At 72.4% G+C, this 21,822-nt stretch carries 17 protein-coding genes; 4 read left to right on the top strand and 13 right to left on the bottom strand.

Going from position 1 to position 21,822, the window contains the following annotated elements:
* Positions 1–18: 18 nt before the first annotated feature.
* From AB4880_RS15070 to AB4880_RS15060, 3 genes are all read left to right on the top strand, one after another.
* Complete coding sequence (locus tag AB4880_RS15070; protein WP_367920036.1) at positions 19–2,643, top strand: EAL domain-containing protein; 2,625 nt, start codon at positions 19–21, stop codon at positions 2,641–2,643.
* Between the two features lie 81 nt (positions 2,644–2,724).
* Positions 2,725–3,129 (top strand): hypothetical protein, encoded by a 405-nt coding sequence (locus AB4880_RS15065; RefSeq protein WP_367920035.1) that lies wholly within the window; start codon positions 2,725–2,727, stop codon positions 3,127–3,129.
* A gap of 162 nt (positions 3,130–3,291) precedes the next feature.
* Positions 3,292–5,325, top strand: a complete 2,034-nt coding sequence (locus AB4880_RS15060) for a methyl-accepting chemotaxis protein (protein ID WP_367920034.1) — start codon at positions 3,292–3,294, stop codon at positions 5,323–5,325.
* Between the two features lie 70 nt (positions 5,326–5,395).
* Here AB4880_RS15060 and AB4880_RS15055 read toward each other — a convergent pair whose 3' ends face one another.
* From AB4880_RS15055 to AB4880_RS15010, 10 genes are all read right to left on the bottom strand, one after another.
* Positions 5,396–5,539: a GPGG-motif small membrane protein gene (locus AB4880_RS15055; RefSeq protein ID WP_170222488.1), complete on the bottom strand. Its 144-nt coding sequence runs from the start codon at positions 5,537–5,539 to the stop codon at positions 5,396–5,398.
* A 60-nt stretch (positions 5,540–5,599) separates the two neighbouring features.
* Positions 5,600–6,085 (bottom strand): DUF5709 domain-containing protein, encoded by a 486-nt coding sequence (locus AB4880_RS15050; RefSeq protein WP_367920033.1) that lies wholly within the window; start codon positions 6,083–6,085, stop codon positions 5,600–5,602.
* A gap of 66 nt (positions 6,086–6,151) precedes the next feature.
* Positions 6,152–7,600 carry a TolB family protein gene (locus tag AB4880_RS15045; protein ID WP_367920032.1) on the bottom strand — a complete coding sequence of 483 codons (1,449 nt, stop codon included), beginning with the start codon at positions 7,598–7,600 and terminating at the stop codon, positions 6,152–6,154.
* A gap of 5 nt (positions 7,601–7,605) precedes the next feature.
* On the bottom strand, positions 7,606–8,583 hold the full coding sequence (locus AB4880_RS15040; RefSeq protein WP_367920031.1) for a PASTA domain-containing protein: 978 nt from the start codon (positions 8,581–8,583) through the stop codon (positions 7,606–7,608).
* A 97-nt stretch (positions 8,584–8,680) separates the two neighbouring features.
* Positions 8,681–9,973 (bottom strand): hypothetical protein, encoded by a 1,293-nt coding sequence (locus AB4880_RS15035; RefSeq protein WP_367920030.1) that lies wholly within the window; start codon positions 9,971–9,973, stop codon positions 8,681–8,683.
* A 116-nt stretch (positions 9,974–10,089) separates the two neighbouring features.
* Positions 10,090–12,714 (bottom strand): bifunctional FO biosynthesis protein CofGH, encoded by a 2,625-nt coding sequence (locus AB4880_RS15030; protein WP_367920029.1) that lies wholly within the window; start codon positions 12,712–12,714, stop codon positions 10,090–10,092.
* Positions 12,715–12,809: 95 nt separating this feature from the next.
* Positions 12,810–14,009, bottom strand: a complete 1,200-nt coding sequence (locus AB4880_RS15025; RefSeq protein ID WP_367920028.1) for a hypothetical protein — start codon at positions 14,007–14,009, stop codon at positions 12,810–12,812.
* Between the two features lie 70 nt (positions 14,010–14,079).
* On the bottom strand, positions 14,080–16,272 hold the full coding sequence (locus AB4880_RS15020) for an MMPL family transporter (RefSeq protein ID WP_367920027.1): 2,193 nt from the start codon (positions 16,270–16,272) through the stop codon (positions 14,080–14,082).
* Between the two features lie 270 nt (positions 16,273–16,542).
* Entirely contained in the window at positions 16,543–17,691 is a 1,149-nt protein-coding gene (locus AB4880_RS15015; RefSeq protein WP_367920026.1) for an acyl-CoA dehydrogenase family protein, read from the bottom strand.
* Positions 17,691–18,728, bottom strand: a complete 1,038-nt coding sequence (locus AB4880_RS15010) for an LLM class F420-dependent oxidoreductase (RefSeq protein ID WP_367920025.1) — start codon at positions 18,726–18,728, stop codon at positions 17,691–17,693. Before AB4880_RS15010 ends, AB4880_RS15015 begins: the two co-directional genes overlap by 1 nt.
* Before the next feature lie 161 nt (positions 18,729–18,889).
* On the opposite strand from AB4880_RS15010, the gene npdG reads away from it, so the two are divergent.
* Positions 18,890–19,606 carry an NADPH-dependent F420 reductase gene (gene npdG / locus AB4880_RS15005; RefSeq protein WP_367920024.1) on the top strand — a complete coding sequence of 239 codons (717 nt, stop codon included), beginning with the start codon at positions 18,890–18,892 and terminating at the stop codon, positions 19,604–19,606.
* Between the two features lie 103 nt (positions 19,607–19,709).
* Here npdG and AB4880_RS15000 read toward each other — a convergent pair whose 3' ends face one another.
* The 3 genes from AB4880_RS15000 to AB4880_RS14990 are packed head-to-tail and all read right to left on the bottom strand — an operon-like array spanning position 19,710 to position 21,786.
* A complete protein-coding gene (locus AB4880_RS15000; protein WP_367920167.1) occupies positions 19,710–20,252 on the bottom strand; it encodes a YbaK/EbsC family protein in 543 nt (180 codons plus the stop codon).
* Positions 20,249–20,617, bottom strand: coding sequence for a hypothetical protein (locus AB4880_RS14995; protein WP_367920023.1), 369 nt, complete (start codon positions 20,615–20,617; stop codon positions 20,249–20,251). The genes AB4880_RS15000 and AB4880_RS14995 overlap by 4 nt, the downstream gene beginning before the upstream one ends.
* Complete coding sequence (locus tag AB4880_RS14990; RefSeq protein ID WP_367920022.1) at positions 20,614–21,786, bottom strand: PspC domain-containing protein; 1,173 nt, start codon at positions 21,784–21,786, stop codon at positions 20,614–20,616. The genes AB4880_RS14995 and AB4880_RS14990 overlap by 4 nt, the downstream gene beginning before the upstream one ends.
* Positions 21,787–21,822 lie beyond the last annotated feature (36 nt).

The following is a 21,822-nucleotide window of genomic DNA, read 5'->3' as shown; positions in this document are numbered from 1 at the left end:
TGGGGAGCGAGGTTTGCCATGGCGTCGAGTGCTGCGCAGACGATCTCTGCGGAGCAGGTGGCGCGCGCCCTCGCCCAGGGCGACGTGGTCGTCCACTACCAGCCCTGCTACGACCTGCGCACCGGCGAGATGGTGGCCGTCGAGGCGCTCGCGCGGCTGCGCAACCGCGACACCGGCGAGCTGATCCCGCCGAGCGTCTTCCTCGACGTGCTCGAGGAGAGCGGGCTGATCGTCCACCTCGACGAGATGGTGCTCGCGGCGGCGGCCGACCAGGTGGCGCGGTGGCGTGAGCTGCCGGCGGGACGGCGGCTGTGCCTGGCGGTCAACCTGTCGCCGGCCGACCTCGACGACCCGCTGCTGCCGACCCGGTTCCGGGACGCGACGGAGTCGGCTGGGCTGCCGCTCGACGCGGTGATCGTCGAGCTGACCGAGACGCTGCTCTCGCGCACCGGGCAGGGGCACGAGCAGGTGCTGGCCGATCTCTCGGCGCTCGGCTGCAATGTCACCCTCGATGACTTCGGCACCGGCAACGCGAGCTTCGACTATCTGCGCCGGTTCGACGTGCAGGGCGTCAAGATCGACCGCTCGTTCGTGCAGTTCCTCGGGGGCGGCGGGCCACACGAGCGGATGTCGGAGTCGCTGGTCCGGTTCTGCCTCTCGCTCGGGGTCCACGTCGTCGCCGAGGGCATCGAGCGGCCGCGGCACATCACCGCGCTGCGCCGGCTCGGCTGCCCGTTCGGGCAGGGCTTCTTGATGAGCCGGCCGCTCGACGCGGAGGCGGTCGAGACGCTGCTGCGTGACGAGGTGGTCCCGCCCGCCCTCGCCTACGCCGCCGACCCGGTCGTGCTGCCCGCGCTCGCCACCGACCCGGAGGCGACGCGGGCGCCGGCGCGCGAGAGCGTCGTCCCGCGGGTCCTGGCCGGACTGGTCAGCCTGGTCCTCGTCCTGGTCGCCGTCCTCGCGCTCGAGGGCCGGGCCGACACCGACGCCTCCCTCACCGGCGCCGCCGAGAACCGGCTCGCCGCCATCGACACGCTCGCCGCCCGCGGGGTCGACTCGCGGCTGGCCGCGCTGCGCGACGTGGTGACGACCTTCAGCCGCAGCCAGTCGGTACGGCGCGCGGTGGTCACCCGCGACCGCGAGCGGATGGTCCTCGCGCTCGAGACGCTGACGTCGTCGACGACCGGAGCCTTCAACACCTCGCTCTACGACGCGAGCGGCACCATGCTCGAGCTGTCGCCGCCGCAGAGCCATCCCGACGTGATCGGCCGCAACTTCTCCTTCCGCGAGTGGTACCGCCCCGCCGGCCGGTCCGCCTCGGCCTATGTCTCCCAGGCCTACCAGCTGATGACCGCCGACAAGACCTGGGCGATCGCCGTCGCCGCGGCGATCCGCGACCGTGACGGCACCATCCGCGGCTATGTCGTCGCGACCGTCGCGCTGTCCGGCATCCAGGCCGAGATGAAGGCCCTCTTCCGCCAGTACGGCGTCTCGGTCAAGGTCGCCGACCGGCACGGGACGACGCTCGCCGACTCCAGCGGCCGGGTCGGCACGCCGAGCGACGACCCGCGGCTCACCGGTCACGTCGTGACCACCGACGGCGAGGCGGAGGGAGAGCGCGACGGACGGCTGTGGGCGGTCGCCGAGGTGTCGTCGATCGGCGGCTGGCTGCTCGTCGAGCAGGACCGTGACGCGGCGGTCGGCAACGGCGGTGGCGGCAACGACCCGGTGATGACCGGCCTGCTGCTCGGCACCGGGTTCGTGGTCGTGCTGCTGTGGCTGGGCACCGACCGGCGCCGGCGCCGGCTCAAGGCCGACCTGCGCAGATCGAACGCCTGGCTCACCTCGATCCTCGGCGCCACGCCGACGCCGGTGCTGGTCAGCGACGCCGACGACAAGGTGCGCCGGGCCAACCCGGCGGCCGCCGCGCTGCTCGGCGTCCCCGTCGACTCGCTGCCCGGCCAGAGCGTCAGCAGCTGGCTGTCGACCCGCGACCATCCGGCGAGCGACGGGGGAGCGTTCACGGCGACGGTCGTGACCCGCGCGGGCGACGTACGGCTGGTCGAGGCGCGGGTCCGCGAGCTCACCGGGCCCAAGGGCGAGCCGATGCGCCTGCACTCGCTGATCGACGTCACGCCGCACCGCCAGGAGCAGGACCGGCTGCGCGCCCAGAGCCGGATCGATCCGCTCACGGGCGTCGCCAACCGGATCGCCCTGCAGGAGGCGCTCGCCGCCGCGCTCGCGCCGGGGCGGCCGCCGTTCGCGCTGGTGATGATGGACCTCGACGGCTTCAAGTCGGTCAACGACGAGCTCGGCCATGCAGCGGGCGACAGCGTCCTGTGCGCGGTCGCCGACGTCCTCGCCGCGGCCGTGCAGCCGGCCGACACCGTGGCGCGGGTCGGCGGCGACGAGTTCGTGCTCGTCGTCCGCCTCGACACCACCGCCCACAGCCACCTGGTCGTCGCCGAGCGGCTCCGCGCGCGCGTCCAGGACGCCCTCGACGCACACCCGTTCGCGCTCCAGGTGGGCGTGGGCGTGAGCGTCGGATCGGTCCTCGTCGGGGCCGACGGGACGGGCGCCGACGAGCTGCTCCGGCTCGCCGACGTCCGCATGTACGACGCCAAGCGGCGCCGCCGTCGCTGACCGCCCCCGGCGTAGAATTTCGGCATCGCCCGGTGTAGCCCGGCCGTTCGGGTACCTCCCGGGACGAGCAGGAGGTGCGCCATGGGTGGAGCAGGTCTGCCGTGGATGGTCTTCGGAGGAGTGGCCGTCGTCCTGGCGTGCGCCGGCGTCCTCCTGATGGTGCCGTGGGTCAAGGCCGAGATGAGGCGCGAGGACGAGCTCGCCAGTCGCGACCGTGACGTGCTGGCCTACGAGGTGCCCGACGGGCAGGACCCGTCGGCGATCCTGGTGGCGCTGAAGGCGGCCGGGATCGAGGCGGCGCCGGCTCTGCGGCACGGTCGTCGGCTGGTGCTGATCGACGAGCGCGGCCAGCGCGACTCGGTGCTGCGCCGGCGCGCCCGCCGGGTGATCGCGCGGGCGCCGCTGAACACGCTGGGTGACCCGGCACCGGTGCACGAGGTGTGGTTCGTCGACGAGCCGCGGACGCGTCCGCAGGGCGCCGCCTGACCCGGCTGGGGGAGGAGCCGTCCTGCCCTGACCGGGACTTATGGGAGTTGTCCTTTACTTTCGGGTCGCTGAGCCGATACGGCCCGCGTGACGACGATGCTCGAGCGCACCGCCCCCGTGCGCGAACGCCCCGCCCCTTCCCCTGTCCCTCCGTCCGCACCGGTGAGTGCGCCCGGCCGGCGGCAGGACTCCCACCGACCGCCGCTGCGCCGCCGGATCACCCTCGTCCAGAAGCTCTGGGCGATGGTCGGTCTCGGCGTGGTCGTGCTGCTGGTCGTCGCCGTGGCCGCCGCGATGCAGGTCTCCGACGTCGTCCACCACGCGGGTGCCAACCGGACGGGCGCGGCGGTCTCGAGCAAGCTCAACGCCGGCTACCAGGAGTGGCTGCTGCAGCGCGCCAAGACCGGTGAGTACGTCGCGACGGTGGCCACCGGCGCGAGCGAGGACGCCGCCGACAAGGTGTACGCGGCCGCGGAGGGCCACTACGACACGGCGCTGGAGAAGTACCGCCAGGGGCTCGAGCTCGACGACCAGGACGTCGCCGGCAAGTACCTCGGCGAGCTGGTCGACCGGACCAAGGAGTACCACTCCTACCTGGAGAGGATCCGTACCGCCGCTCAGGCGGGCGACGTCGACAAGATGGTCGCGCTGATGCTCAAGGCCGAGGCCGACCCGGCCACGGCGATCGACACCTTCTACAACGAGGCCGACGACTTCACCGACGCCAGTGTCGCGTCGCAGGTCGACGACGTCGAGGGCGCGGCCGGCGTGCTGCGGACCCTGATGCTCGTGGTCGCCTTCCTCGGCCTGCTGATGTTCGTGCTGGCCGGGTGGGCCGTCGTCCGGTCGATCGCGGCGCCGTTGCGCAAGGTCGTCACCTCCCTCGCGGCGATCGCCGCGGGTGACCGCAGTCAGCGGGTCCAGCACCCGAACGACGACGAGATCGGCGCGATCGCGGTCGCCGTCGACCACGTCATCGAGGCGCTGGACGCCGCCGACGCCGCGACCCGCCAGGCCGAGGCCGAGCGGATCGCACGCGCCGAGGACGAGAAGCGCGCCCTCGAGGAGCGCACCCGGATGGAGCGCGAGGCGGCGGAGGCCGAGTCGCGGCGCGAGGAGGAGCGGCGCGCGGCGCAGCAGGCCGAGGAGCAGCGCGAGCGCGAGATCGCCGACGAGCGGGCCGCCCAGGAGCGGGCCCGGCTCGAGGAGGAGGCGGCGCGGTCGCGTGCCGCGGCCGAGGCTGCTGCCGAGACGGCGGCGCGCGTCGAGGTGGTCAAGGACTACCTGGCGACCGTGTCGCGCGGCGACCTGACTCGTGAGCTCGCGCTGTCGGGCGACGACAACGTGGGCGCGATGGCCGAGTCGGTCCGCGCGCTGGTGACCTCGCTGCGCAGCAGCATGACGCGGATCGGTGAGACGGCCTCGTCGGTCGCGGCCGCCTCGGAGGAGCTCACCGCGGTGAGCGCCGACATGGGCCGCAGCGCCGACGACGCGTCGGGCCGGATGGGCAGCGTGTCCGCCGCCGCGGCCCAGGTCTCCGGCAGTGTCCAGACGGTGGCGAGCGCCGCCGAGGAGATGAGTGCCAGCATCGCCGAGATCGCGCGCAGCGCGTCCCGGGCGTCGACCGTCGCGGCCGAGGCCGTCGAGCGGGCGCGGACGGCGACCGGCACCGTCGAGGCGCTCGGGACGTCGTCGGTCGAGATCGGCCAGGTCATCAAGGTGATCACCTCGATCGCCCAGCAGACCAACCTGCTCGCGCTCAACGCGACCATCGAGGCCGCGCGTGCCGGCGAGGCCGGCAAGGGCTTCGCCGTCGTGGCGAACGAGGTCCGCGACCTCGCCGCGGCGACCGCGACCGCCACGGACGAGATCGGGCAGCTGATCGAGGCGATCCAGCGCGACAGCGCCGGCGCCGCGGCGGCCCTGACCGAGGTGGGCGAGGTGATCGTGACGATCAACGAGATCCAGGCGACCATCGCCGCCGCGGTGGAGGAACAGACCGCCACGACGAACGAGATCTCGCGGTCGGTGACCGAGGCGGCCAGTGGCACCAACGGCATCGCCGCCGACGCGGCTGTCGCCGCCGAGGCCGCCGCGTCGACCCAGGTGGGTGCTGACGGGACCTCCGGCGCGGCGTCCTCGCTGGCCGAGCTGGCGGCCGAGCTGGACGGCCTGGTGCGTCAGTTCACCTGCTGAGCGCCTGATCACCGCCGAAAAATGAGCCTACGGGGCTCCAGCCGCTCGGCTGGAGCCCCGTAGGCCTTGCTCAGGTGAAGATGCTCACGCCTCCCGGTCCGACGAGCAGGCCGACCACGATCAGCACGATCCCCCACAGCAACTGGCCTCGGAACAGGCTCACGATCCCGGCGACGACCAGGATGACGGCCAAGATCCACAAGATGAATGCCACGATGCTCCTCCTTCTTCATGCCTCTCGGCTTTGGTCGAGAGGTACCCCAGGTCCGCAGGATCAGCCCTCCATGTCCTGATCCTCCGGTTCCTCCTCGTCCGGTACGACGTGCATCGCGGCCTCCTCCGCGCTCGCGGCGGCGCCGTCGATGCCGACGTCCTGGGCGACCAGGTCCGGTTCGACGTCCTCGCCGGCGCCGGCGTCCGGCTCGACCAGACGCCCGGAGCGGGCGTCGCCGACCTCGTCGGTGCGCTCGTCGGCGTCGTGCGGCAGGCCGTCGTCGTCCGCCGCATCGGGATCGTCGGGATCGGCGCCGGTGGACTGGTCGGGGACCTCCTCGGCGAGCCGGTCCTCCAGCGGTCGCGGGTGCGCCTGCTCCCACGGGGTGTTGCCGTAGCCCTGGGCCGCGGAGTACTTCTCCGGCGGTGAGTAGCCGCGGTCGAGCTCGTCGTCGAGCTCGGGGTCGGCGAGCGTGTCCTCGGGCTGGAGCTGGTCCTCGTCGTCGACGCTGTAGCCCTCGTAGTCTTCCGGGTCGTGGGTGCTCATCGACTCGCGGTACCCGGGGGCTCGTGTGCCTACCCGGGCCCGCCCGCGCCGGTCCGGGGTCTCGGGTCAGAGCGCGTCGGTGGCCCCGGAGGTCAGCGGCTCCGTCGCACCGGTGCCCGGCTCGATGGCGACCAGGCCGCGGCCGGTGGCCGAGCTGACGAGCCGCCCGTCGGCGAGCCAGATCAGGCCGAGCTCGGTCTCGCCGCTCTGGCTGAGATTGCGACCGGCGTCGGGGTCGGCGGACCCGAGCGGCGCGACCACGACGTCGGCGTTGCCCTGGACGCCGGCGACATAGGCGACGTCGTCGCCGTCCGGGGAGAGCGCGGGGGAGCGCGCGTGGCCGGCGGTCACGGTCCGCGAGATCTCGGTGAGGTCGGTGGCGTCGAGCGTGACGACGGTGTCGTCGGTCGAGCCGGAGAGCACGTAGGCGAGCCGGGCGCCGTCGGCGGACCAGGTGGGGTCGCGCTCGTCGGCGGACCCGGCGGCGACCGGCCGCGCGACGGTGGCGCCCAGGTCGCGCAGGACGACGTCCTGGCCGCCGGCGGTCGCGACGACATAGGCGACCGCCCGCCCGTCGGGCGCGATGGCCGGTGAGCGGGGATCGCGCCCCACGTCGAGGACCTGCGGTGTGCCGTGGCCGTGGTCGACCACGATCCGGCGGCCGTCGCCGTCGGTGCGGACGTAGGCGACCGTGCGGCCGTCGGCCGACACGCTCGGCTCGCTCGCGCTGCCCTCGCTGGCGACGAGCCGGCTGCGGCCGGTGGACAGGTCGAGGACGCGGACGGTGGACGTCGCTCCGGTGCGGGTGGCGTAGGCGACGAAGCCGGTCGGCGCGGGCGGGGGAGCATCGGTGGGGACGGTCGGGCCGGTCGGGCCGGTCGATGCCGCGGTCGGCGGGGAGGTGGTCGGCGACGTCGGGCCGGGGCCGGCCTCGGGGTCGGGGTCGGGGTCGCCGGAGCCTCCGAGCCAGAGCGCGGTGACGGCGCCGGCGAGAAGGAGCAGCCCGACCAGGCCGGCGAGCAGCGAGCGCCCACGGCGCCGGCGCACGGGTGCCGGCTCGGGACCGGGCTCGGGCTCCGGTACGGGGACGACGGTCCTCGGCGTCGGTCGGGTCACCGGCGCGGGCGGCGGTGCGGGCGGTGGGGGCGGCGGAGGTGACGGCGCCGGTTCGTCGACCGGGCGGTCGACGACCACGAGCTCCTCGGGGACCAGTCCGCGCGCGAACCCGAGGGTCGCGACGGCCCAGCGCGCCCGGTCACGGTCCGCGCCGGTCTGGGTCACGAGCAGGTCGGTGGCCGCGGTGATCGCGGCGGCCGGGGCGGCGTGGTCGGCGAGCAGTCCGGCGAGGCGCGGCAGGGCGCCGTACCGGACCGTGTCGACGAGCAGGCGCAGCTCGGCCGGCGTCGCGTCGCCCTCACCGACGACGTCCTCGAGCACACCGCGGAGGTCGTCGGCGTCCTCGAGCCAGCCGGGCCCGTGGACGCCGACCAGCTCGCGCAGCGTCCGGTGCAGCACGGCGCCTAGCCGGCGCTCTCGGTCGAGCCGAGGTCGGCGCCCTTGCCGGCGCCGACGAGCTGCAGGTCGCCGAAGCCGACGGTGCCGCTGCCCGAGACGTCGCTCAGCTCGATGCTCAGCCGCAGCCCACCGGAGACGTCCACGTCGAGGTGCAACGGCTTCTTGCCGAAGTCGATCACCTGGTTGAGCTTGGACGTGCCGTCGACCTTGATCTGGACCCGCATCCGGGTGCCGCTGTCGGAGGTGTCGGTGAAGCCGACGATGCCGGTGAGCCGGCTCCAGTCCCGGCCGAGGTCGAACTCGAAGACGCAGTTGTCGCCCTCGGGCTGCGCATAGCTGCCGTCGTAGGGGTCGCCGTCGATGAAGGTCTCACCGGCGTCGCCGTTGCAGTAGGTGCCGTTGAGGTCCTCGGTGAGGTAGACCGACTTCGTGCTCGGCGTCCGTGCGACCTTGACGACGATCTCGGACGTCGCCTCCTGGCCCGCGGACGGCGTCGAGGACAGCACCTCGCCGTCGGCCTTCTCGGCGTCGGGGACGGCCTCCTCGGTGAAGGTGATCCCGCGCTCCTCGGCCCAGGCCTGGACGTCGGAGACCTGCTGGCCCGCGAAGTCGGGGACCGGGCCCACCGGCCCGGCGATCTTGAGCGTGATCGTGCCGGTGATCGCGTTGCCGGCGCCCGGCACCGAGCCGACGACCAGGCCGGGATCGAGCAGGCTCTCCTGGGCGGCGGTGACGATGTCGGCGTCGTCGACGCCGAGGTCGAGCAGCTGGGCGCGCGCCTCGTCCTCGGTCAGGCCGCTGAGGTCGGGCATCGTCCCGACGCTCTCGGTCGTCGAAGGCGACGCGGCGGTGGAGCTGCTGGGCAAGGTGTCGGCGCTCGCCTTCTCGGACTTGTCGCCCCCACCGCACCCGGCGGTCAGGGCGGCGAGGACGGCGATGCCGGCGATGCCAGCAAAGGCGCGGACGGTACGGCGATGACGCATGACTGTGTCTCCCCCCATGGATGACAACCGGAGCGCGCCGAGCATAGGGCCGGCGCGCGAGGTCCGCGCCCCGAATCCGGCAATGCCAGGTAAAGCCTCACACGTCCGCGGCGGGGACGGCGACGTGGTTGACCCCGAGCGGGAGCACGTCGGCGCCGGCGGGCTCCTTCGCGGCCGTGAGCGGCCCCCCGGCGGCGGCGTCGGCGGCGTCGGCGGCGTCGGCGGCGTCGGCGGCGTCGAGGGCGTCGGCGGGTGCGACGGCGCCCTGCTGGCGGCGCATGACCCGGTTGAGCCACCCGTCGGTCTCGCTACCGAGCACGACCTTGGGCTTGATGAACACGCTGCGCTCGCCGCTCGACAGCTTGCCGCGGCGCTCGCGCACGAGCATCTGCGCCACGGCCTTGCCCTGCTCGCGGACCTGGATGTCGATGGTCACGTCGGCCGCGTGCATGTCGAGGACGGGGACGTTGCCCCACTCGTCGGCCGCGGCGTTGCAGCCGATGATCGTGACCCGGCTGCGCAGCTCGGGGCTCTGCGAGATGCAGAGCAGGTGCAGGGCGAGGGCGTTCTCGTCGTCGGCGCAGTAGACGGCGCACTCCCCGGGCTGCCGGCGGATCCACGCCAGCGTCTCGGCGCAGCGCACCGGATCGGGCGCCCAGTCGGACAGTGTCATCAGGTGCAGTTGGGCGGCGTGGCCGGCGACCAGCAGCGGGTAGACGACATTGCGGCTGCGCTCCTCGCCCGGCCAGCTGCCCGTGGGGCCGACCCAGAGCAGCGCCGAGCGCTGCCGGTCGGCGGCGAGCCAGGGCTGCAGCCAGCCGGCGATCTCGGTGCCGGTGGCGCTGTACTTCGCGGACACGAACCGCGGCGGCTCGACGTTGATCCGCCGGAACACGCTGTTGGGCGGCTTGCTGTCGACAGCCACCATGAAGCATCCGCTGCGGGTCACCGCCGCCATCGCGTGCCAGAGGTCGTCCTCGTCGCCGGCCGGCAGGATGACGACGGCGTCGACCGCGTTGATGATCGCCGACTGCAGCTGCCGGATCTGCCACTGGACGGCGTTGTCGTGGTCGCCCGGCACCAGGATCTCGGTCTCCCACTCCGCACGGTCGTTGCGCAGGCTCTTGACGATGCTCGACGCGATGCCCTGCCCGAAGTGGTGCGTCCGGTAGTCGATGATGCACACCTTGCGCGGACGCGAGGAGCGGTTGCGGATCTCCAGGCCCAGCGGCAGCAGCAGCGCCAGGAACAGCCCCACGATGCTGAGATTGGTGCCGAGGTTGACGCCGGCGAGCGCGAGCGCGCTGAACAGGATCAGCGAGAGCCCCGCCGACCCGGCGAACACCACGGTCATCGGGAGCCGGATCTCACGCACGCTGCTTCGGGTCATCGGACGCCGCCTTCCTCGTGGAGCGGCACGAGGATAGGGGCCGGACGGGTCCGCCGCGAGCGGATCCGGCAACGCTTTACCCTGCGCCCGACGGGCGTCCGGCGGCCGGCCGCGGGTCAGCGCGCGGGCGGCACGCCGTACAGGGTGGTGCGCTCGCGGACCGGACGGTCGATGCCGGCGCCGATCTCCTCGAGCTCGGCGACGGTCTTGGCGGAGCCGTGCTCGGAGCCGGCCATCCGGGAGATGGTCTCCTCCATGAGGGTGCCGCCGAGGTCGTTGGCGCCGGCGTTGAGCATGGCGCGGGTGCCGTCGATGCCGAGCTTGACCCAGGAGGTCTGGATGTTGTCGATGCGGCCGTGGAGCAGGATCCGGGCCATCGCGTGGACGGCGAGGTTGTCGCGCAGGGTCGGGCCGGGGCGGGCCACGCCGGCCAGGTAGATCGGCGCGGACGTGTGCACGAACGGCAGGGGAACGAACTCGGTGAACCCGCTGTCGCCGTTCGCGCGGGCGGTGTCCTGGATGCCCTTGAGGACGTTGAGGTGACCGACCCAGTGGCGTGGGTTGTCGACGTGGCCGTACATCATCGTGCTCGTGGTCGGCAGGCCGATCCGGTGGGCGGTGGAGACGATCTCGATCCAGGTCCGGGCGGGGAGCTTGCCCTTGGTGAGCACCCAGCGGACCTCGTCGTCGAGGATCTCCGCGGCGGTGCCGGGCAGGGAGCCGAGGCCGGACTCGCGGGCCTTGATCAGGAAGTCCTCGATCGACAGGCCGGTGCGGGCGGTGCCGTTGACGACCTCCATCGGGGAGAAGGCGTGGACGTGCATGTCCGGCACCCGCTGCTTGACGGCGGCGGCGATGTCGAAGTACGCCGACGCGGGGAGCTCGGGGTCGATGCCGCCCTGCATGCAGACCTCGGTCGCGCCGAGGTCCCAGGCCTCCTGGGCGCGGTCGGCGACCTCGGCGTAGGACAGGGAGTAGGCGTCGGCGTCGGTACGACGCTGCGCGAACGCGCAGAACCGGCAGCCGACGTAGCAGACGTTGGTGAAGTTGATGTTCCGGTTGACGACGTAGGTGACGTCGTCGCCGACCGCCTGCTTGCGCAGCTCGTCGGCGAGCCGCACCACCTCGCGGAGCAGGTCGCCCTCGGCGGTCATCAGGGTGAGCGCGTGCTCGTCGGACAGGTCGACCAGGCCGGTTGCGGCGGCTGCCTCGGCGGCGCGCAGGGCGTCGCCGCCCTCGGCGTGCAGGACGGCGGGGGCGGCGTCGATCTGGGAGGTGATCTGCGCGGCCTCGCCGACGGCGGCCCAGTCGCCGTAGACCGAGCCGAAGTCGCTGCGGCGGTCGTCGGTGCGGCCCTCGGTGTCGACGGCGGCGTGGAGGTCGGTGCGTCCGCGGCCATGAACGGCGTCGAAGCCGCCGTCGGGCTCCTGCCACGGCAGCCCGGTGGGCCGGACCTCGGGGATCGCGAGGCCGTCCGGGCCCGCGAGGGCGGCGACGTGGGCGTGCAGGCGCGGGTCGATCCACGCCTCACCACGCTCGAGCGAGCCGCGGACGTACTCCGGGTGCACGGTCAGCCGCGCCCGCAGCTCGAAGCCGCAGGCCGCGGTGATCGAGCGGAGTCGGTCGAGCGAGGGCCAGGGCCGCTCGGGGTTGACGTGGTCGGGCGTGAGCGGGGAGACGCCGCCCCAGTCGTCGACGCCGGCGTCGAGCAGGGCGCGGCACTCCTCTGCGCCGACTGAGTGGTCGACCAGGTTGGGCGGGGCCTGGATCCGGGCCTTCGGGCCGAGGACGAGGCGGGTGACCGCGATCGCCGCGCGGTACTCGGCCAGGTCGAGGTCGTCGACGTGGCGCATCGCGGTGTCGGGCTTGGCGCGGAAGTTCTGGACGATGACCTCCTGGACGGCGCCGTAGGCGCGGGAGGTCGCCCGCAGCGCGAAGATCGCCTCCGCGCGCTCCTCGAGGGTCTCGCCGATGCCGACCAGGAGGCCGGTGGTGAACGGGATGCCGAGCCGGCCGGCGTCCTCGAGGACCCGGAGCCGGACCTCGGGGTCCTTGTCGGGCGAGCCGTAGTGGGCCAGGCCCTTGGTCTCGTACAGCCGCCGGGAGGTTGTCTCGAGCATCATCCCCATCGACGGCGAGACCGGCTTGAGCCGGTTGAGCTCCTCCCACGACATCACGCCGGGGTTGAGGTGGGGCAGCAGCCCGGTCTCCTCGAGCACCCGGATCGCCATCGCCCGGATGTAGGCCAGCGTCGAGTCGTAGCCCTGCTCGTCGAGCCACTCCTGCGCCTCGGGCCACCGGTCCTCGGGGCGGTCGCCTAGGGTGAACAGCGCCTCCAGGCAGCCGAGCTCGGCGCCCTGGCGGGCGATGTCGAGGATCTCGTCCGGCGACAGGTACGGCGACCAATCAGCACGGCCCTCCCGCGCCGCCTGCCTGCGCCCACTTTGAGGTGTCTCGACGAAGGTGCAGTAGTGGCACCGGTCGCGGCACAGCTTGGTGATCGGGATGAACACCTTGGGGGAGTAGGTCACCAGCCCCCGGCCGTCGACCTCGCGGCCGGCGGCGACCAGCCCGGCGTCGCGGACCTTGGCCGCCGCCGCGGTCAGCCGGTCCAGCTCCTCGCCGGTCGCGGCGAGCAGCGCTGCCGCCTCGGCCACGTCGAGCGCGGCTCCGCGCTCCGCGCGCGCCAGGGCGCGTCGTACCTGCTGGGGCGTCGGGGGCGTGGGGGTCGGCTCGGACATCGGCACAAGGCTAACGCCTGCAGGGTTGAGGTAGAACAAGTTCTACTCACTCATCGGACGTCCGTCCATCAGGACCCGAACGATCCGGGCGGGGATCAGTTGGGGATCCGGGCCTTCAGTGAGCCGACCCGCGCCACGAAGGCGCCGTGGTAGGACCCGGGGAAGGTCCACGTGACGACCGTCCCGCGACCGCCGGGGACGGCGGAGACGGTGTCGGTGCAGCTGCCGCTGGTCGACAGGCAGCTGCCGCCGTTGCTCGTGTACGTCGCCCGCACCTGCGCGAAGTCGCGGAAGCCCTCGTAGTGCAGCTGGAAGGCGGAGCAGCCCGCCTCGCGGGTGCACTTAGCGCGCGTCCACCAGATCCGCTTCGGCTTGGCCTCGCCGCAGAACTGCGCCTCGGCGTGGGCGGTCGAGCCCCACGGGTACGTCGCCACGGTCTGCGCCTGCAGGCACCCGCGCCTGCCGCCCTCCTCGGTGTCGACCTCGGCCGTGGTGCCGGCGAGGGCCGTCCAGGCGCCGTCGCCGCCGGTGTTGAGCGTGAGCTCGCCCGGCCCGTCGGCCGGCGCCGGCTTGAGCACGAACTTCACTGAGCGGTAGCCGCTCGCCACCCGTGCGCCCGGCGGCGCCGGCTGCTTCAGGTAGCACTTGTCGAGCGCCTTCACGGCGTCGTCGCGGTCGGCGTCGTCGTACTTCTCGCCGTCGGCCAGCGGCAGCGCCTGCTGCGCGAAGAAGGCGCCGATCGTGGCGCTGCCGATGTCGTCGAGACAGGAGGTGTCGTCGATCTTCCACTCCTTGCCGACCCGGTCGGCCCAGTCGTCGGCGCAGTCGAGGATGCCCGCGTAGAAGGCCGTGGCGTCGGCGGCCCGCCACTGCGCGGTGTAGGACCACGCGTCGCCCTCGTGGGAGACGATCCCGCGCTTCTCGAGGCCGCCGGAGCGGTGCTCGCGGACCAGGTCGTCGGCCGCGCAGCCGACCTGGTCGTCGTCGGCCCAGGCGGGGGTGTCGACACCGTCGGCGATGGCCTGGGCGGCGTCCTCGTCGGCCGCGCTGAGCGGGCCGAAGCCGAGCCGGCCGGTGGCGTAGAGCCAGCCGCCGACGGCCAGGCCGGCGACCAGGACGAGGGCGAGGGCGCCGGCCACGATCAGCCCGGTACGACGCCGGCGCGGCGGCGGCGGGAACGCCGGCGGCCCCCAGCCGGGCGGCGGGCCCTGCGGGGGTCCGGGCGGGCCGGGCCGCGGGGGCGGGCTCGGCGGGCGCCAGGCAGGCGGCGGTCCCAGTGTCGGCGGCTGGCTCACGTCGTACCCCTCTGCTCCTGCGGGCGGCCGGGTCGGCCCGCAGGAGCATCGTAGGCAGCGTGCGCCCTGCTCAAACCCCGGCCGGCACGCGGTCGGCCTCGGGTGCCTCGGGCGCGGCGGTGTCCGTGCTGCCGGGGCCGCGGTCGAGGCGGCTCGGCCACCAGATCTTGCCGCCCAGGTCGAGGTTGAGCGCGGTGACCAGGACCGAGCGGACGATCATCGTGTCGAGCAGGACGCCGAGCGCGATCGTCGTGCCGAGCTGCAGGGTGAACACCAGTGGCATCGTCGCCAGCGCCGCGAAGGTGGCGGCGAGGACGAATCCGGCCGAGGTGATCACGCCGCCTGTCGAGGAGAGCGCGATCAGGCTGCCGCGGCGGGTGCCGTGGACGAGCGCCTCCTCGCGGACCCGGGTCATCAAGAAGATGTTGTAGTCGATGCCCAGGGCGACCAGGAAGACGAACGCCATCAGCGGATAGCCCGAGTCGGTGTGGTGGTGGCCGTAGATGAAGTCGAACACCAGCCCCGAGAGGCCGAAGGCCGCGGCGAACGACAGGATCACGGTCCCGATCAGCAGCAGCGGGGCCAGGAGCGCCCGGAGCAGCAGCATCAGGATCAGGAACACCGCCACCAGGACGATCGGCACGATCACCTTGCTGTCACGCGAGTTGGCGTGCTCGACGTCGAGCGTCAGCGCCGACGATCCGGTGACCTTGGCATCGGCGCCCGGCACCGCGTGGACGGCGTCCCGCATCGACCGGACGGCGTCGAACGCCTCGGTGCTCAGCGGGTCGGGGTTCGTCGGGTTGGCCGTGATGAGGGCGAGGTCGCCCACGACGAACGGGTCGGACGGGTCGGCGGCGCCGTCGACGCCGCTCATCGCCTGCCGGACGGCGTCGGCCTGGTCGGCCTTGGTGACGACCTGGATCGGCGAGGTGGCGTCGACCAGCCCGTGCTCCTGCATGACCTTCTGGCCGGTGACCGAGTCGACCTTCTTGGTGTAGGTGTCGTCGCTCGCCAGGCCCGCGGTGTCGAGCCGCAGCGCGCCCAGGCAGAGCAGGAGCAGCACGCCGCCGGTGACCAGCCAGACCGCACGGGGACGGCGGGAGACGGTGTCGCCGACCTTGGCCCAGAAGCCCGCGGCGGTCGGCTCGGACGAGCCGTAGGTCGGCCGCTGCGGCCAGAAGATCCAGCGTCCGCAGATCACCAGCAGTGCCGGCAGCAGCGTCATCATCACGACGGACGTGACCGCGACGCCGATCGCGTTGGCCGGGCCCAGGCCCGCCGTCGAGTTGAGCTCGGCGAACAGCAGGCAGAGCAGGCCGACCACGACCGTGGCCGAGCTGGCGAAGATCGCCGGCGCCGCGCGGTGCAGCGCGAACGCCATCGCCTCGTGGCGGTTCTCGTGGCGGCGCAGCTCCTCGCGGTAGCGGGCGATGAGCAGCAGCGCGTAGTCGGTGCCGGCGCCGATCACCAGCACGGTGAGGATGAACTGGGTCTGCCCGTTGACGGTCAGGCCGGCGTACTTGGCGAGCAGGTAGAGCAGGCCCATCGAGATGCCGAGACTGACCGCGGCGCAGAAGATGGGCAGCAGCCACAGGATCGGGCTGCGATAGGTGAACAGCAGGATCAGGATCACCACGCCGAGCGTGATGAACAGCAGCTTGCCGTCGAAGGAGGTGAAGATCGACGCCTGGTCGGCGATGCTTCCGCCGAAGCCGGCGACGTAGACCTGCACGCCGTCGATGGCGCTCAGCTTTCGGATGTCCTTCGCGGTCTTCGGCAGCTCGTACCAGAGCTTGTCGCCGAAGTTCTGGGTCAGCTCGACCTTCGCGACCGTGCCGTCGCTCGACACGAACGGGCCGAGCGCCTTGGCCGCGTCGGGGCTCTGGGCGGCGATGCCGGCGGCGATCGCGGGCGTGATCACCGCGGGCAACTGGTCGTTGCCGCGCTTGACGACGCCGCGGACCTTCGCGATCTCGGCGCCCTGACTGTTGATGGCCGCGAGGTCGGCGTCGGTGAGGCCGCCCTTGCGGTAGTAGACGACGGTGGTGGTGACGTCCTGGGTGTCCTGGATCTTCTCCAGCTCCTTGAACGCCTTGGTCGACTCCGCGCTGGCCGGGAGCCAGGACGACGCCTCGTTGTCCTGGACGTCGGTCAGCTTGCCGGCGAAGCCGCCGAGTCCACCCGCCGCCACCAAGACGACGAGCAGGACGATCCATTTCGTGACGGGGCCGGTCAGCTTGCCGGCGATCTGACGGTGCATGGCTCTCACTCTTCACTCGGGCCGGGGGCGGTGGCATCGGGATTCCTCCGGGTCCGACCCTGAGATCGCCCCTGATTCATCGCCGCACGGGAACTTTCGCCCGTACGACGAACGAACCCGCGCTCCTTCGACACCGGACGGCCCCAGGATGTGACATCCCGGGGCCGTCGAGCGAGCGGCTATCGCGCCGAATGCGACCACATATCGGTGAAATATATCGGTGAAATATATCGGTGAAAATATCGGTGAAAATATCGGGGAGAGTCGGAGTCAGAGGCCGAGGAAGCGGCCGATGATCTCCTTCTGGATCTCGGTGGTGCCGCCGTAGATCGTCTGGATCCGGGTGTCGGCGTAGGCCTTCGCGATCGGGTACTCCAGCATGTAGCCGTAGCCGCCGTGCATCTGCAGGCCCTGGTCGACGATCTTCTTCTGCAGCTCGGTCGTCCACCACTTCGCCATCGACGCGAGCGAGGTGTCGACCTGGCCGGCGTTGAGCATCTCGACGCAGTGGTTGACGAAGGTCCGGGCGACGTACGCCTCGGTCGCCATCTCGGCGAGCACGAACCGGGTGTTCTGGAACTTGCCGATCGGCTTGCCGAAGGCCTCGCGGGTCTTGACGTAGTCGAGGGTCAGGTCGAGCACGTGCTCGATCGCCGCGATCGCGATGGTGGCGATCGAGACCCGCTCCTGGGGGAGGTTCTGCATCAGGTAGATGAAGCCCTGCCCCTCCTCGCCGAGCAGGTTGGCCTTCGGCACGACGACGTTGTCGAAGCTCAGCTCGGCGGTGTCCTGCGCCTTGAGGCCGAGCTTGTCGAGGTTGCGGCCGCGGGTGAAGCCCTCCATGCCGCTCTCGACGACCAACAGGCTGATGCCGTGGGCGCCCGCGTCGGCGTTGGTGCGGGCCACGACGATGACCAGGTCGGCGTGGATGCCGTTGGTGATGAAGGTCTTCGAGCCGTTGAGGACGTAGTGGTCGCCCTTGTCGACGGCGGTCGTCCGGATGCCCTGCAGGTCGGAGCCGGCGCCCGGCTCGGTCATCGCGATCGCGGTGACCAGGTCGCCGGAGACGGTGCCGGGCAGCCAGCGCGCCTTCTGCTCGTCGTTGGCGAGGGCGACCAGGTAGGGCACGGTGATGTCGTTGTGCAGCGCGAAGCCGAGGCCGCTCGCGCCGACGCGGGCGATCTCCTCGGTGAGGACCATGTTGTAGCGGAAGTCGCGGATGCCGGGGCCGTCGTACTCCTCGGGTACGTCGAACCCGAGCAGCCCCGTGCGACCGGCCTTGCGCCAGATCTCGCGGTCGACCATGCCGTCCTTCTCCCACTGCTCGTGGTGCGGCACGACCTCCCGCTCGAGGAAGGTCCGCGCCGTGGCGCGGAAGTCCTCGTGCTCGGTCTCGAGAATGCTGGGACGCTCGGGCATCAGCTCACCCACTCCTTGATCTGTGCGATGGTCGCGGCGGGATCGTCCGACGCGGGGGTCACGGAAAGATTGGTCACGCCGGACTCGCGGAAGGCCGCGATCCGCTCCTGGACGTACGACGCCGGGCCGACCAGGTTGCCCGCCTCCAGCCACTCGAGCGGGACCAGCGCCTCGGCCTCCTTCTTCTTGCCGGAGAGGTAGAGGTCCTGGATCTCCTTGGCCTCCTTCTCGAAGCCGTACTCGCAGGCCAGCTGGTTGTAGAAGTTCTTGTCGCGCGCGCCCATGCCGCCGACGTAGAGGGCGTAGATCGGGCGCATGAAGTCGAGCAGCGCCTTGGTCTCGGGGCCCTCGCCGATGGCGACCATGCCGCCGGCCGAGATCTGCAGCGGGCCGAGGTCGGCCGAGCGCTTCGCGGCGCCGCGGGCCAGGGCGTCGCCCCAGACCTCCTTCGCCTTCTCGGGGTAGTAGAGGAAGGGCAGCCAGCCGTCGGCGACCTCGGCGGTCATCGCGACGTTCTTGTCGCCGAGGGCCGCGACCCAGATCGGCAGGTCGGCGCGCTCGGGGCGGTTGAGCAGCTTGAGCGGCTTGCCGAGGCCGAGCCCCTGGCCCGCGGGCAGCGGGACCTGGATGGTCTTGCCCTGGAAGTCGAGGCGCTCGCCGCGCAGGCCCATCCGGAGCACCTCGATCAGCTCACGGGTGCGGGTCAGCGGGCGGTCGTAGGGGACGCCGTGGAAGCCCTCGATCACCTGCGGCCCGGAGGCGCCGAGGCCGAGCACCGCACGGCCTGCGGAGACGTTGTCGAGGCCGGCGGCGGTCTGCAGCAGGGCGCCCGGCGTGCGGGAGTAGATGTTGAGGATCCCGGCGCCGATCTCGACCGTCTCGGTCTTGGCGGCGAGGTAGCCCATCAGGGTCGGGGCGTCGAAGCCGTACGGCTCCGCCACCCAGACGGTGTCGAGCCCGGCCTTCTCCAGCGCGACGACCTGGTCGGCCGACTCGCGCGGGTTGCCCGCGTAGACGAGGGGCATCGAGAGCTTCATGGCAGTCCCTTCTGGCCCGAGCGGGCCGGTGCGACGGGGTGGCAGGGGCGGTGCCCTGCGCAGCAGCGCAACTGTGACAGTAATACTGTCACAATGTCCATGGTGGACGCCCGTGAGACGGCCCGAGACCCCGACCGGGGTGATCGTGATAGGAGGTGTCCGTGACTTCTGACCCCACCACCACCGAGCCCGCCCGCTACACCGTCGCCGTCATCGGCGGCACGGGCCCCCAGGGCAAGGGCCTCGGCTACCGCTTCGCCCGCCACGGGCACGACATCGTGCTCGGCTCGCGCGCGGCCGAGAAGGCCGAGGCCGTCGCCGCCGAGGTGACCGAGCGCCTGGCCTCCGTCCCCGGTGCCGGCAAGGCCACCGGCGCGGCCAACGCCGACGCGATCGCGGCCGCCGACGTCGTCCTGCTGGCCGTGCCGTACGACGGCCACGACGAGCTGGTCGCCTCCCTCGCCGAGGGTGGCGCGCTCGACGGCAAGACCGTCATCTCGTGCGTCAACCCGCTCGCCTTCGACAAGCGCGGCGCCCACGGCCGCGTCATCAACGGCGGCGAGGGCTCGGCCGCCGAGTCGGCCGCCGAGCTGGTGCCCGGCGCGACCATCGTCGGCGCCTTCCACAATGTCGCCGCGCCCGCGCTCTGGGGCGACGACGAGTTCCTCGACGAGGACGTCATCGTCGTCGGCGACTCGGTCGAGGGCAAGCAGGTCGCGATCGACCTCGCCGCGTCCGTCACCGGCCGCCCGGGCGTCGACGGCGGCAAGCTGCGGCTCGCGCGGGTGCTCGAGCCGTTCACCGCGGTGCTGATCTCGATCAACCGCAAGTACAAGACCCACTCGGGCATCCGGGTGACCGGGCTCGGGGGGCACTGAGCGTCGTCCCCGAGCGGGCTTGTAACTCGGTGTTACAACATCTACCACGGTGCTGTGACGTGTCACAGCGCCGTGGTAGATCCACGGACACCGAGTTACATGGTCAGCCGGCCAGCCCCTCGACCACCTCGGCCCCGGGCGCCAGCGCGAACAGGTCCCCGGGCACGAGGAGCTTGGAGCGGCGCAGCCCCGAGCCGATCACGGCCAGCTCCATCTCCGGCACCCGCGCGTCGACCAGCAGCCGCCAGCCCGCCGGCAGGCCGACGGGCGTGATGCCGCCGTACTCCATGCCGGACTCGGCCACCGCCCGCTCCAGCGGCAGGAACGACGGCTTGCGGACGTCGAGCAGCCGCTTCACCGTGTGATTGACGTCGGCGCGGGTGTCGGCGCGCACCAGGCAGGCGGCGATCCGCTCGTCGCCCTCGCGCTTGCCCGCGATCAGCACGCAGTTGGCGCCGGCGGCCATCGGGACGTCGTACGCCGCGCTCATCGCGGCCGTGTCGGCGAGCTCGGGGTCGATCTCGACGACCGCGATCCGCTCCGCGCCCGGCCAGCGCGACAACGCCGCCGCGACGGGCGCGGCGACGAGGTCGGGGTGCTCCACGGCGGGGAGCGAGGTGAGGCCGGTCAGCGCGGGGAGCGTCACTGCCACCCCTGCATCCGCTTGTCGTGATTCCAGGGCTGCTGGTCCCAGGGCTGCTGGTCCCACGGCTGCCGGCTCCACGCCTGGTGGTCCCAGGGCTGGTCCCCGTCCTGCTCGTCGTACCGGCGCCCGCGCAGGAGTGAGGCGATCACGCCCACGGCGCCGCCGACCAGCCACGGCAGCGGCAGGATCCAGCGCGCGTTGTCCAGCTGGACGGTGTCGCTGGACAGCAGCGCCCACACCACGACCAGTCCGGAGAGGGCGACGCCCATCACCAGGTGGCCGGTGTTGACGGGGTGGATGCCGCTGCGGCGCCGCGGGGGCGGAGGCTGCTCGGCGAAGGCCGTGGTGTCGTCGAAGGTGCTCATGCTGCGCTCCGGAACTCGATCTGGCCGAGCTTCATGTCGGCGTCGATGGTCAGGGTCGGGTCGGTGGGGGAGGAGCCGTAGCTGCCATGGGCGGTGCGGTCGCCGCGGTTCTTGCCGAACATCAGGATCTCGCCGGCGTCGACGTCGCCCGTGACCTGCACGTTGAGGCCCTCCTTGGGGACGATCACCTCGATGTGGCCCACGTCGAGGTCGAGGGTGAGGGTGCGGTCGTTCAGGTCGGGCAGGTCCTTGATGCCGCGCAGGTCGATGACGATCTCACCCACCCCGAGCTCGTAGGACGGCAGCAGCTGCGAGGCGTGCTCGAGCGTCGGCTTGGTCTGCCCGATGTCGGTGTTGTCGGCGACCGACGTGATCGCCGTGGCACCGGCCGCGAGCAGGCCGATGAGGATCAGGCCGCCGGCCCGGCCGTAGAAGGCACCGACGAGGAGCATCACGCCGACGACGCCGAGGACGGTCGCAGGGTAGGCCGACGGGATGACCCGGACGCCGGCCAGGTCGAGGGTGGCGAGCGTGCCGACGCCGAGCACGGCCAGGGCGAACGCGAACGGGAAGAGCAGCGGGCCGCGGCGGCGCGGGTCGCGCGGACGGCGGTACGCCGGCGGCGTGCTGCGGTAGGCCGAGTAGGTGACCGGCTCGCCAGACTCAGGCGCGCCGGATGCCGGTGGCGGGGGTGGGGGCGTGCGCAGCCACGGGTGCGGTGGACCGCCGGGCTTGATGGCGTTCTTGCCGGCGAGGACGAGGATCACGATCCCGCCGATCGCGAGCATCGGCCACGGGAAGCCCGGTCCGCCGACGGTGTCGCCGATGACCGAGGCGATGGCGACCACGCCGCCGATGATCAGCGCCGCGGTGCGGATGCCCTCGTCGACGCGGATCACCGTGTCCTCGGTGCCCTCCTCGGGCACGAAGAGCCAGCACACGGCGTACAGGATGAGTCCGCCGCCGCCGAAGAAGGTCAGGATCACGAACGCGATGCGCACCAGCAGCGGGTCGATGTCGAGGTGGCGCGCGATGCCGGCGGCGACACCGGCGACCTTGCGGTCGTCGCGGCTGCGGCGCAGTCGTGCGAGGTCGCGGACCTCGTCACGGGTCACGCGGGGGCCGGAGTCACGCGGCTCGGGCTGCTCGGTGTCGGTCGGTGCGTTCATGTCCTCAAGCCTGGTGGGTGGCGGTCGTCCGGACCA

Source organism: Nocardioides ginsengisoli (assembly GCF_039537225.1).
Classification (GTDB): domain Bacteria; phylum Actinomycetota; class Actinomycetes; order Propionibacteriales; family Nocardioidaceae; genus Nocardioides; species Nocardioides ginsengisoli.
This window is presented reverse-complemented; position numbering and strand designations above follow the sequence as displayed.